This window comes from Microbulbifer sp. CnH-101-G (assembly GCF_052466775.1).
This window is the reverse complement of record NZ_CP174292.1, coordinates 159858-173082: the sequence shown is the minus strand read 5'-3', so window position 1 is coordinate 173082 and position 13225 is coordinate 159858. Positions and strand designations below refer to the sequence as shown.

Annotated in this window: 9 protein-coding genes; 7 read left to right on the top strand and 2 right to left on the bottom strand. The window is 54.0% G+C overall.

The features are described from left to right. Nucleotides 1–29 precede the first annotated feature (29 nt). The 4 genes from ACJJID_RS01035 to ACJJID_RS01020 all read left to right on the top strand — a co-directional run bounded on the left by ACJJID_RS01035 (nt 30) and on the right by ACJJID_RS01020 (nt 5792). Nucleotides 30–1382: a sigma-54-dependent transcriptional regulator gene (locus ACJJID_RS01035; protein WP_444921104.1), complete on the top strand. Its 1353-nt coding sequence runs from the start codon at nt 30–32 to the stop codon at nt 1380–1382. Beyond that, on the top strand, nt 1382–2704 hold the full coding sequence (locus tag ACJJID_RS01030) for a sensor histidine kinase (protein ID WP_444921103.1): 1323 nt from the start codon (nt 1382–1384) through the stop codon (nt 2702–2704). The genes ACJJID_RS01035 and ACJJID_RS01030 overlap by 1 nt, the downstream gene beginning before the upstream one ends. A gap of 309 nt (nt 2705–3013) precedes the next feature. Then, on the top strand, nt 3014–5332 hold the full coding sequence (locus ACJJID_RS01025; protein WP_444921102.1) for an immune inhibitor A domain-containing protein: 2319 nt from the start codon (nt 3014–3016) through the stop codon (nt 5330–5332). 175 nt (nt 5333–5507) lie between these two features. After that, a complete protein-coding gene (locus ACJJID_RS01020; RefSeq protein WP_444921101.1) occupies nt 5508–5792 on the top strand; it encodes a high-potential iron-sulfur protein in 285 nt (94 codons plus the stop codon). On the opposite strand, the gene ACJJID_RS01015 is transcribed toward ACJJID_RS01020, so the two are convergent. Beyond that, on the bottom strand, nt 5789–6751 hold the full coding sequence (locus ACJJID_RS01015) for an AraC family transcriptional regulator (protein ID WP_444921100.1): 963 nt from the start codon (nt 6749–6751) through the stop codon (nt 5789–5791). The two genes, ACJJID_RS01020 and ACJJID_RS01015, sit on opposite strands and share 4 nt — an antisense overlap. Before the next feature lie 377 nt (nt 6752–7128). On the opposite strand from ACJJID_RS01015, the gene ACJJID_RS01010 reads away from it, so the two are divergent. Both ACJJID_RS01010 and ACJJID_RS01005 read left to right on the top strand, forming a co-directional pair. Next, the gene (locus ACJJID_RS01010) at nt 7129–8271 is read left to right on the top strand and encodes an efflux RND transporter periplasmic adaptor subunit (RefSeq protein ID WP_444921099.1); all 1143 of its coding nucleotides are present in this window, start codon (nt 7129–7131) and stop codon (nt 8269–8271) included. A 110-nt stretch (nt 8272–8381) separates the two neighbouring features. Further along, nucleotides 8382–11576, top strand: coding sequence for an efflux RND transporter permease subunit (locus ACJJID_RS01005; protein WP_444921098.1), 3195 nt, complete (start codon nt 8382–8384; stop codon nt 11574–11576). A gap of 63 nt (nt 11577–11639) precedes the next feature. Here ACJJID_RS01005 and ACJJID_RS01000 read toward each other — a convergent pair whose 3' ends face one another. Next, nucleotides 11640–12020: a hypothetical protein gene (locus ACJJID_RS01000; RefSeq protein ID WP_444921097.1), complete on the bottom strand. Its 381-nt coding sequence runs from the start codon at nt 12018–12020 to the stop codon at nt 11640–11642. 343 nt (nt 12021–12363) lie between these two features. Between ACJJID_RS01000 and ACJJID_RS00995 the strand changes: the two genes are divergently transcribed. After that, nucleotides 12364–13191: a glycosyltransferase domain-containing protein gene (locus ACJJID_RS00995; protein WP_444921096.1), complete on the top strand. Its 828-nt coding sequence runs from the start codon at nt 12364–12366 to the stop codon at nt 13189–13191. Nucleotides 13192–13225: the final 34 nt, after the last annotated feature.

Below are 13225 nucleotides of genomic sequence, written 5' to 3'. Positions count from 1 at the left end.
GGCCAGCTTACAAGCTGGCCCTAGGTCCTATGGATAAAATACTTATTATTGACGATAACAGCGGTATCGTCACGGCCCTGGAAATACTGTTGTCATTACATGACTTGCAGCCGCTCTGCGCCATTACCCCCCAGGCAGGCTTGCAGCTGTTGCGTGAGAATCGGGATATTAGCCTGGTGATTCAGGATATGAATTTCACTGCGGATACCACCTCTGGTGAGGAGGGGCGCGAACTATTTTTTGCCATTCGCGAAATCAACCCGGATCTACCTATCATCCTCTTGACCGCCTGGACACAATTGGAAATGGCCGTTGAACTGGTCCGCGCTGGTGCCGCCGATTACCTGGGCAAACCCTGGGATGATAATAAACTGATCTCCACCATCAATAATCTGCTGGAGCTCGGTGAACTGCAAAAGCAACAGCGAACGTCCCAGCAAAAGGCCATCAATGCCCGCAGCGAATTACAGGGTAAGTTTGACTTGCGCGAGATCATCTACCGCAGTGATAAGATGCAACAACTTCTGGAGATGGCTACCCAGGTGGCCAAATCCGATGTACCCGCGCTGATCACCGGGCCAAATGGAGCCGGCAAGGAAAAAATAGCGGAAGTTGTGCAGGCAAACTCCTTACTGAGCGAAGGCCCCTTTATCAAGGTCAATGTAGGTGCCCTACCAGAAGACCTAATGGAAGCAGAGCTGTTTGGCGCCGAGCCAGGTGCCTATACCGGCTCGGGCAATAAAGCCCGCGAAGGACGCTTCGAGGCTGCCGATGGCGGTACCCTCTTTCTCGACGAGATCGGTGAGCTCTCTGCCAGTGGACAGGTAAAACTATTACGCGTACTACAAACCGGCGAATTCCAGCGCCTCGGCAGCAGCCAGACCCGCAAGGTCAAGGTCCGGGTGATCAGTGCGACCAATAGCGATCTTCCCCAGGCCATTGCAAAAGGCCGTTTTCGTCAGGATTTGTTCTACCGCCTAAATGTGATTGAGTTGCGTCTACCGCCCCTCTGTGAGCGCCCTGAAGATATAGCGCCTCTGGCCATCAATTTTTTACAGGAAAACGATCCCTCTAAAAAGCTCTCTCCCCAGGCGGTGACTGCACTCACTCGTTATCGCTGGCCCGGCAATGTGCGCGAGTTACAAAATATCATGCAACGCGCATCCGTACTTTGCCGGGGAGATACCATCGATGAGTCTCTATTGGCTTTGCCACAACAGCATCAGGTAGAAAAGACTGAGATCAATTTCGAGCCCAGCCGTGAACTGTTGCAACAGACTCTAACCAGTTGTAATGGCATCATCGCTCAAGCTGCGCGAGAACTCGGTATGAGCCGGCAGGCCCTATATCGCCGCTTGGAAAAACACGGTATCCCCTATTGATGTCCAAAAATTTCTCTCTCGAGGGGCGTATTCTCGCCAGCACTACTGTAGCCCTGTTGATTGGCACTACGTTGTCGTGGCTGCTGGTCAGTTTGGGCCTCCATTCCATGCCATCCTGGGCTCTGGGTCTTATCCTGGGTATTTTCGTTAATATTACTTTAATACGCTGGGTCTTGAGGCCCCTAACCACCACTCTGAACTCCTTGCAGGGTGGATTGCTCAACTTCCGCGACGGTGACTTCTCTATTTCACTAGTGCCCCCAAGGGATACAGAGCTGAGTCAAATTACAAACCTGTATAACGAAATTGGAGAGCACCTGAGACGCGAGCGTGCCCACATTTACCAGCGAGAACTGCTACTAGACACTGTGATACAAAGCTCGCCCCAGGCTTTGATCCTGGTGGATCAAAGTGACCATATTATTTATTCCAACAGCAGCGCTAAAAAGCTACTCAATAGGGGTAAGCCTATCCAGGGTTTATTGCTGCAACAGCTGTTGCCAAACAGCCCCGGAGAGATAGCCAACGCCATTGAGAAATGGGAGAACGGCCTGTTTAACTTTACCGACAGTCATGGCACCCATTCCATGCACATCGGCAACAGCACTTTTGTCCTCAACGCGCACAAGCATCGCCTGATTGTTTTACGCGAGATGACGAAAGAGCTCACCCGGGCTGAAGTGGAAGTATGGAAAAAAGTGATTCGCCTGATTAGCCATGAATTAAATAATTCCCTGGCCCCCATCTCCTCACTGGCCCACTCAGGCAAGATGCTGATTGCCAAACCAGATAAAGCCACTGCGCTTGAAAAGGTTTTCGATATTATTGCGGAACGCTGCAAGCATCTCACCGAGTTCACCCAGGGTTACGCCAGCTTTGCCAAGTTACCGCCTCCCAGCTGTGAACAAGTGAATTGGAGAGAGCTTACAGAACGTATCGCCCCCTTACAGGAATTTATTTTAAAAGGTGAACTGCCTGAGCGTCCTGGATACTTTGATCCGGTGCAGATCGAGCAAGCGTTACTCAATTTAATCAAAAATTCTCGCGAAGCGGGTTCCAATAGCGAAGATATCGAACTATCAATTCGAACCGATGGCCTGGGTCAACAGCTGGTTATTGCCGACCGTGGTTGTGGCATGAGTGAAAAAGTTTTGCAGCAGGCGTTGCTACCATTTTTCTCCACCAAAGAGCAAGGGGTGGGCCTGGGGCTCGCTCTTTGTAGAGAAATTGTCGACGCTCATGGAGGCCGAATTCAATTAATGAACCGCAGCGGAGGGGGGCTACAAATTTCACTTTGGCTGCCTTGGAAGGAACAGCCTTAGGTTTCTATTTCAAAAAACGAAGAAAATAGAGATTAAATATAATTAAATAAATTTGTCTTATAGGAAAGCGCGACTACTCCCTGCCTGACCGCCACAAAAACTGTCTCAATAGGCCAATAAATAAATTGCCAAAAGCATCACAAAAAATTTATTGCGGCCCATTCCTCCTGCTTCGTTGAACTATATGTGCCGTCTGTAAGTTACAGCCGGCCTATACGGTTCGGGTAGCGCACTGGCACAGTGCCCCCACAACTTAAAAATATCTGCCGAGCCGTTCGTTTTTTAAAATAAAAATGAAAGAAGGGATCAATGCTAAAAGTTAATAGTCTGCTGCCAGTCAGCGCGCTTGCTCTCAGCCTGATGGCTGCGAACAGCTCTGCTGCCCCCTCACCTCAAATGCAAGGTGGTAATCAGATCGACTTGGTGATCGCAAACGAAGCCAAGCTGATCGACATGCTCAAGCGTTCAGGCCGCATTAGTAAAAATGCATCTATCGGCGAAGCCGAGCGCACTTTGCACCAGTTCCTGAAAGAGCGTGCCAAACAAGACCAAAGTCTTGCTCAGGATTTGTCCAGTGAAACGGTACAAATGATGAAGCACGCCCGTGGCGGTAAGCATCCCAGATTAGGAAGAGGCAAAGGCAAGGGGCGTTTTCATGGCCATGGCCGCGCACCAGCCCCGCTTCAACTTGAAAACTACGAAGGCGAAGTACGCACTGCAAAAGTTCTCGCCATCCTGATGGACTTCCCCGATTTCCCCCATAACAGCATCGAGCCTGGGGAAACGGATATGTACTACGAAGACTACGCCGCGCAGCACTATGCTGACCTGCTGTTCTCCCAGCAGGGCTTCACTGGCCCGCAAGGTGAAAACCTGCTTTCCATGCAGCAGTTCTACTGGCAGCAGTCCGGCTACAGCTACTCGGTAGAGGGTTCTGTTGCAGGTTGGTACACCGCCAGCCAGCCGGCGGCTTTCTACGGCAATAACGAAGATGGTGATGCCCGCGCTCTGGTGCGCGAAGCCCTGCAAGCCGCCGCGGCAGACCCCAGCATAAATTTGGCCGACTTCGATATCGAAGACCGCTATGACCTGGATGGCGATGGCGACTTCTGGGAGGCCGATGGCCTGGTTGACCACATCATGATCTTCCACTCCTCCGTGGGTGAAGAGGCTGGTGGCGGCCAACTGGGTGAAGATGCTATCTGGGCACACCGCTGGAACCTCGGCGATGTTTTCTCCATCGAGGGCACTGCCGCAGAGGTGGATTATTGGGGCGGCACCATGGCGGCTTACGATTACACCGTACAGCCTGCCGATGCGGCAGCCGGTGTTGTCAGCCACGAATACGGCCATGACCTGGGCCTGCCCGATGAATACGATACCGATGGCTCCGGCCGCGGTGAACCCATCTCCTCCTGGTCGGTGATGTCCAGCGGCAGCTGGGCCGGTATTATTCCCGGCTCCGAGCCCACTGGCTTCTCTGCCTGGGCGAAGGAATATCTGCAGACCAACCACGATGGTAACTGGCTGCACGGCGAGACCATCGCCCTGGAAGATATCCCTCGCCGCGGCATCCGACTCTTGTTGGATGAGGCTGTACACAAGGGCACCAATAACGATGCGGTCCGTATCGACCTCCCCCAAAAGGAAGTGGTCGTCACCGTGCCCAGCAGCGGTGAGTACGCTTACTTTAGCGGCAGTGACAACAACCTGCAGAACTCCATGGTAATCCCAGTCGATCTGACCGATGCTCAGAGTGCCAGCCTGACTTTCAAAGTGTGGTACGACATTGAGCAGGATTGGGACTACGGTGCAGTCATGGTTGACCTGGGAGAAGGCTTCCTTTCTATCCCCGGTAATATCACTACCGATACCAGCCCCAACGGCCAAAACCCTGGCTTCGGCATAACCGGCAGCTCTGATGGCTGGGTCGATGCCGAGTTTGACCTGAGCGCCTACGCCGGCCAACAGTTCAACCTGTCCATCGCTTATATCACCGATGCCTATGAAGCCAACCCTGGCCTGTTCGCCGATGACATCACGATCAATGTCGACGGCCAAGCCACCCTCTTCGACGATGCGGAGAGCGATAGTGACTTCAGCCTGACTGGCTTCAGCCGCCACCCCGGCTACGATCTGCACGACCACTACTACCTGCTGGAATGGCGCACCCACCGCGGTGTAGACCAAGGCCTGGCACACATCAATGTGGCCGGCCAAATGCTGACCTACAACGAAGGCCTGCTGGTTTGGTATGCCGACACCAGCCAGGACAACAACTGGGTTGGTATTCACCCCGGTGACGGCTTCCTCGGCGTAGTGGATGCAGACCAACAGGTGCTGAAGTGGAGCGATGATTCCGTAGCCTCCACCCGCTACCAGATCCACGATGCCACTTTTGGTGTCGACTGGGCTCAGCAGCTGAACCTGGATCTTTTGGAAGAGTACGGCATTACCATGACCGATATTCACAACCGTCCGCACCGTGTCTTCAGCGATCGCAGAAGCTTCAGCAGCGATGAGATCCCCGATGCTGGCCGCGCGATTACGCCTTACGGTCTGAAGGTTCGCGTAATTGCCCAAAGCCGTGACAAGTCGGTGGGTAAAATCTTTATCACTAAAAAGTGATTTTGATTTGATGTAACCCTAAAAGGCGGCACTGTGTGCCGCCTTTTTATTAAGTAATAAGATTGATTCTCACTTGCCTTATTTTCTGCAACAAAGCAGCCCCCCTGCAGAAATTCCAAACCGGGCTAATCTGAAATGCTGAAGACTATCGCAAAGCATTTTGGAAATTTTGCCAATGGAAAACCATCAAAATATTTCCCGCAGAAAGTTTATTAAGTTGTCCGGCGGTGCCCTGGCAATTCTACCGGCAACACTGATCGCCACAGATAGGGCCAATGCCCAGATCAAGGCGACCAAAGAAGCGGTCAACTACCAGGACACACCAAAAGACGGCAAAAAGTGCGTGGACTGCCAACTATTTACGCCGCCCAATGCCTGTATTGTGGTGGAAGGAGATATTAGCCCTGAGGGCTGGTGTAGCCTGTTTGTCCTCAAGCAGGGCAATGCCACTTCGGATTAAGCCGGTACCCGCAGCTCCCCGCGCAGCTTGCTCACATCTGCACGGGGCGGCAGGCCGAACATGCGGCTGTACTCACGGCTAAAGTGGGAGGGGCTTTCATAGCCTACCCGATAACTGGCCGAGGCCGCTTCCAGTCCTTCCGATAGCATCAAACGGCGGGCCTCGTGCAGGCGCAGCTTCTTCTGGAACTGCAATGGCGACATACGGGTGATCTGCTTAAAGCTGTGATACAGGGAGGACTCGCTCATATTGGCCTGCTCGGCCAGGTCACTGATTCGCAGAGGTTCAGAGAAGCGGTCTTTGAGCACCTCAATGACCCGCGACACACGGTTGGCCTGGCTATCTGCCATAGCGAATTTACGCATACGCGCACCTATCTCCCCCATAAGGGCCCGGTAGATAATCTCCCGCCGCGCCATCGGCGCAAGTATTTGCGCGTCAACAGGGTTCTCTGCCAGGTGCACCAGACGGCTCACCGCATCGAGAATCCCCTGGTCCATCTGGGTCACACAAAGGCCACAACTGACCTCGGGGCAATCGTAGCCAGCCTCGATGCCGGGGGCTTTATCACCCAGCTCCAAGACCAGATCCGCCACCTCATTGGGATCGATGGTCAGCTTTACTCCAAGAAAGGGGACATCCTCAGAAGCCCGTTCTACTCGTCCCAGAATAGGGAGATGCACCGAGGTTGCGACATAACTGAGGGGCATATAGGAAATTTCCCTGTCCCCCAGTTCCAGGGTTTTAATGCCCTGAATGATAAAGCTTAATGAGGGCGCATAGACTGAAGAGGCACAGGCGAGCGGCTCGTTGCAGCGAATTAAAGCCAGGCCATCTAGCTCGGTCTCGGTCAGGCCCTGTTCTGGCGCCTGGCGCATCAGGGTCTGAATGAGTTTTTGCCTTGCCGGCTCTAGCTCAGCCGGGACTTTTCCTGCTCGCGCTTTATCTTCACTGCTCATAGTTTTTCCTCGCGCCCGTATGGCCTGGACGGCATCAAACAAGGTGGATCACAGTATACGGAGTTTTAGGCAACTATCACGGGAGATTGCAGGATTGGGCAATCACTGTGCAGTAATAGGTAACCTCAAGCGATCTGCACCTGTCAAATCATTGTAATGACATAACTAAAAATCAAAAAACCTAGTTATACATACAGTACTAAGTAATTGTCAGAAAACTCAAAATCATTGCCCTGCCCCCTAAAGAAAAATAGAAATAGGCAATCAAGCCATAGTTACCAGATACCGCCCCCCTATTGCTCCCCTATAAAGTTGCCTCCCAACTGAGAGGAGTGCCCCGACACCCTCTCTTCCGAAGCAAAGGGAGTACACGCGTTATGGTGAAGAAACTTACCGCCACACTATTCGGCCTATCGGCACTGGTCCTGGCCGGTTGCGGCTCCGGTGAACCCACTGGACAACAGCCTCCGCCCCCGGCGGTGGAAATCGCCCAGGTGAGTACCGAAGCCACTACGTTGTGGCGCAGCTTTACCGGGCGTGTCGTCGCTCCGGAAACCGTAGAGCTCCGCCCCCGCGTGAGTGGATATATCGACCGGGTGTCTTTTGCCGAGGGCGCCTTGGTTGAGCGCGGCGATGTGCTCTTCACTATCGACCAACGTCCATACAAGGCTAAGTTGCGCGCCGCCGAAGCGGAATTGCAGCGGGTGCGCAGTGAGCTGGCTTTCAGTGAGAAGCAGGCCGGCCGCGCCCAGCAGCTACTCGACAGTAAGGCTATCTCGCGAGAGGAGTACGATCGCCGTATTGCTTCGCGGGATGCCGAGCGCGCTGCCCTGAATGCGGCCGAAGCCGCTGTGGAAAACGCCCGTCTCGACCTGCAATACACCGAGGTGACAGCGCCAATAAGCGGCCGTGTCAGTCGCGCCCTGGTGACCCGAGGTAATCTGGCCAACGCAGATACAACCCTGCTGACCACCCTGGTTTCTGTAGACCCCATGTACGTGTATTTCGAAAGTGATGAGCAGACTTTCGCCGTCAGTCGCAACCTCCTCAACGACGGTGCCAGGCCTCCGGTCCATATTGGCCTGGCCGGTGAGAAAGGCTACCCGCACAAGGGCCAGCTGGACTTTATCGACAACCGCCTCAACAGCCATACAGGCACCATCCAGTTCCGCGCGGTGGTCGCCAACCCCAACGGCACCTTTAAGCCGGGCCAGTTCGCCCGCGTAGAAATGCCCATCGAAGAGATGGCTCAGGCAGTACTGATCGACAGCAAGGCCGTGCTCACCGATCAGGATCGTCGCTATGTCTATGTGGTCACTCAGGACAATCTCACTGAGCGGCGCCCGGTCGAAGTGGGACCCCGCCAGGGAGAGCGCACGTTAATCCGCAGCGGTCTCCAGACTGGCGATCAAATTGTGGTCAACGGCCTGCAGAAGATTTTCTTCCCCGGCATGCCGGTAGCCCCGGAAATGGTCGCTCAACAGAGCCAGGGCGCCAACGCTCAAGCAGCCGGACACTGAGCCCAGGTGTGCCCACTGCTTTCGGGCACCGCGTTTTGCGCACCGAACGTCTAACGAACCCTATCAATGGAATCCGAGCGGCCTGAAAGCCGCTCCCCAGGTAGCAGCGTATGAATTTTTCCCGTTTCTTTGTCGACAGGCCCATCTTTGCTTCGGTGCTGTCGATCATTATTTTTGTAGTGGGATTGATCAGTATCCCATCATTACCAGTCAGCGAATATCCAGAGGTTGTGCCGCCCAGCGTACAAGTAAGTGCCCGCTACCCTGGAGCCAACCCCAAAACCATTTCCGAAACTGTTGCCACACCGCTGGAAGAAGCCATCAACGGTGTGGAAAACATGATCTACATGAAGTCAGTGGCCGGCAGTGATGGCTCCCTCACTCTGAATGTCACTTTCGAACTGGGTACCGATCCCGATCAGGCCCAGGTGCAAGTGCAAAACCGCGTCTCCCAGGCGTTACCACGCCTGCCCGAGGATGTGCGTCGCCAGGGGGTAACCACGCAGAAGCAGTCCCCCAACCTGATGATGGCGGTGCACCTGATTTCCCCAGATGACAGCCTCGACGCCACCTATATTCGCAACTATGCGGTATTGCATATCCGCGATGAGCTCTCACGTATCCCCGGTGTTGGCCTCGCCGCCGTATTCGGTTCCGGTGACTACGCCATGCGCTTGTGGGTGGACCCGCAGAAAGCCGCCGCCGTAGGCATTACTGCTGCCGATATTGTCAGCGCCGTGCGCGAGCAAAATGTGCAGGTGTCCGCCGGCCAGATCGGCGCTTCCCCAATGCCAAACGGCTCCGACTTCCTGATTTCCATCAACGCCAAGGGCCGCCTGGAAAGTGAAGAGGAGTTTGGCGATGTTGTACTCAAGACCGGCAGCGATGGCGAAATCACCCGACTGAGAGATGTCGCCCGTGTCGAGCTGGCCTCTTCCCAGGACTCCCTGCGCGCCCTTTTGAATGGCCGTCAGGCGGTCGCCATTCCGATTTTTCAATCCCCGGGCTCCAACTCCCTGGAAGTCTCCGCTGCAGTGCGCGAGAAGATGGCAGAACTGGGGCAACAGTTCCCCAAAGGCCTGGAGTGGAAAGTTGCCTACGACCCAACCGTATTCGTCAGCACTTCCATCAGCTCTGTGATCAAGACCCTGCTTGAAGCGGTTCTGCTGGTAGTACTGGTGGTGATCCTGTTCCTGCAGACCTGGCGCGCCTCCCTGATCCCGCTCTTGGCTGTGCCGGTATCCATTGTCGGTACCTTTGCGGTGCTGTTGATGCTGGGCTTCTCGATCAACACATTGACCCTGTTCGCCATGGTACTGGCTATCGGTATCGTGGTGGATGACGCCATCGTGGTGGTGGAAAACGTCGAGCGAAATATCGAGGAGGGACTGACACCTTTAGCCGCCGCCCACCAGGCCATGCGCGAGGTAAGCGGTCCGATTGTCGCCATCAGCTTGGTGCTCTGTGCGGTGTTTGTGCCCATGGCCTTTCTGGATGGCATCACCGGCCAGTTCTACCGCCAGTTCGCCACTACCATTGCTATCGCTACCATTATCTCCGCAATCAACTCGCTGACTCTCTCTCCGGCTCTGGCGGCGACATTGCTGAAACCCCACGGTGCCAAACCGGATATGCCCGCGCGCATTATCGAGCGTTTGTTCGGCTGGATATTCCGCCCGTTTAACCGCTTCTTCCAGCGCAACTCCGAGCGCTACCAGCGGGTGGTGGGTAGCAGCCTTAAGCGTCGCGGTATCGTTTTTGGGGTTTACCTGATATTGCTCGGTGGTACTTTCGTGCTGTTCCAACAGGTGCCCGGCGGCTTCATTCCGGTTCAGGATAAGACTTACCTGGTGGGCAGTATTCGCCTGCCGGAAGGTGCCTCCCTGGATCGTACCGAGGCAGTTGCTCGCCGCGTGAGTGAATTGGCCCTGGAAACAGAGGGCGTTGCCAACGCTGCGGCCTTTGTTGGCTTCAATGCCCTGCAAAGTACCAACACCCCCAACGTGGGTACCGTATTTATCCTGTTCGACGATTTCGATGAGCGGGAACGCAGCGCCCAGGAAATCGCCGCGGAACTAAATGGCAAGATCGCACAAATCAAAGAGGGCTTCGCCATGACCTTTATGCCGCCGCCCATCTTCGGGTTGGGCGCCGGCTCCGGCTATACTCTCTATGTTCAGGACCGACGCGGTGCCGGCTACGGTGAGCTGCAAAATGCCACCAATATGCTGGCCGGCGCCCTGAGCCAGGCCAGCGGCCTCAGCTATCCCTTCAGCTCCTACCAAGCCAATGTGCCGCAAATGGATGCCGAGGTAGACCGCCTGCAGGCCAAGGCCCAAGGCGTGCGCATGGATGACCTGTTCGGCACCCTGCAGCTGTATTTCGGCTCCATGTATATCAACGACTTCAACCTGTTCGGTCGCACCTACCAGGTGGTTGCTCAGGCAGATGCGCCTTTCCGCGATGAAGTGCAGGATCTCGACAACCTCTACACCCGCAATATGAATGGGGAAATGGTGCCCATCAGCACTATGGTGACCCTGCGCCAGAGTTACGGACCCGACCCGGTAATCCGCTACAACGGCTATCCGGCAGCGGACCTGATGGGCCAATCCGATCCCAGCATGCTGTCCTCTTCCGAAGCCTTGGCCGCGGTTGAACAGGTTGCCAGCCAGGCCCTGCCACCGGGTATGCAGATCCAATGGACCGATCTAAGTTTCCAACAGGTTAACCAGGGTAACGCCGCAATGGTGGTCTTCCCGCTGGCGGTGCTGCTGGTGTTCCTGGTACTGGCCGCACTCTATGAGAGCTGGGTGATGCCTCTGGCAGTGATCCTGATCGTACCCATGTGCCTGTTGGCCGCACTCTTTGGTGTCTGGGCAACCGGCGGAGACAACAATGTATTCGTTCAGGTAGGCCTGGTAGTTTTGATGGGGCTCGCCTGTAAAAACGCCATTCTGATTGTGGAGTTTGCCCGTGAGCTGGAAATGGACGGCAAGGGTACCGTGGAGGCAGCACTGGAAGCCTGCCGCCTACGTCTGCGCCCAATCATTATGACCTCTGTGGCCTTTATTGCCGGTGTGGTGCCTCTGGTACTGGCCAACGGCGCCGGCGCCGAAGTGCGCAACGCCATGGGAATTACGGTATTTACCGGCATGATCGGCGTAACCCTGTTCGGACTGTTCCTGACACCAGTGTTCTATGTAGCCCTGCGCAAGCTCTCCGGCGGCGATCTCTCGGTCACTAAAAAAGTCGATACGCCTGCGCTAATCGCAGACTCTCTGAAAGAGCCAGCGCACAGCTAGCCATCCCCCCCAACCCCCAAGCTCATTCCCCCGCGGCACCCACTGCGCGGGGGCTTTTTTATACTAGGTTTTTTCTTTGCGCCAGCGGGCACTGGGAAACACCAGCACAAATAGCCAGGTAAACACACTGAGGGGCACACAAAATAGCATTACGAGCACCCCCAGCAGCGCGCGCATAAAATCACTGCCTTCCTCATGTTTTTCTGCGCGATCCCAAAGATAGCCACGATAACAGTGATCCGGTCCATCAATAGGTAAAAAGGTAAAGTTGATCATCCACTCGAGTACCCGCCAATAGCGCCGAAAAGGTGTCTCCTGCACACGGGAAAAGTAGCCGCAGCGTGCAGAAATAGTGGCATCGGGTTTTCCCCCGGCAATGGCATTACCGAGCTGATCGATCGCGATGCAGACATTAATAATCCAGCTTCTTCTGGCGCCTCTCATTACCTTCCTATTGATTAAAGAGTAACCCTACCCCTGTTACCCTAACTAGAGCCTCGGCAAGAGGATTTGATGCCCGGGGAAAGCCAACACAACTGAAAGGATAATCCATAGCCCCACTGGTATATGCGCAGGCGCGCTTTTATAGGTGCAACGAATCTTTAGCAACAGCAAACATTTAGTATCAGCAAATATTTGGTAACACTGGGCCCTTCAGATCTACCATTTCAAGCTTAGGGGCGACTAGACTTTCTCCATCAACAATCAAATCGTTGCTGTGACAGAAAATCGCAGATTGCCAAGATCGGCCCCACAAGAGGTCCGCCCCAAGAGATCCGCCTTAAAAATGTTGCATGTCGTCACCATTGCCACCCATTCGGAAAGAATGTTCCCTATCTTACAGGAATCCGCCAAACGCAATGGCGTGCCGCTGACCATTCTCGGGCGCAATCATCCTTGGAAAGATTTCGCCTCAAAAATGGATATCCTGTTACCTTTCTTTCGCTCCCAACCAGAAGAGGACATCATCTGTTACCTGGATGGTTTCGATTCATTAATACTGCCGCCAATCCGTCACCTTGAAAAAAACTTCCTCTCCTTTGGTAGGGGCATTATTTTTTCCAATGACTATCGGCACAAGGGAATACAAGGTTTTTTTGAAAAGAAATTCTTTCCCGATGAACATATTTTTTCTACGGGAATATTTATTGGGAAAAACAAAGCGCTGCAAGATCTATTTCTGGCCGCTCGAGAGATGTACCCCCACGACTCCGATGATCAGAAAATACTTCGGCGCTACTATGCTTATCAAACTTGGGCTCATCAAACTTGTGCTCATCAAACTTGTGCCCAGAAAACTTGTGCTCAGATGGCTATAGATCGAGAGTCCAGGCTTTTTTATAATTTTGATGCCGCCGAGCCCAGTTTCAACCTGCTTAATCAGGTAAGCCATATTCACAATAGAGAGCTATATCTGCTCAATGGCCAAAGCCCCAGCGTTATATCTTTCCCCTGCAGCTGGTTCGCTATCGGCATCAAGAAAAACCTGCATATCCTGTTAAAGAAACTGGGGTATGACTACTGCCCAGAAATAAATCTCAAGGGCACTTTTAACGGCTTAAAGTACTATATCGGCACTTCGATTAAAGAAAGCCTCAAAACATTACTGAAGTAAACCAATCAGGTTGTTGCCCGCCCCAAACTTCTCT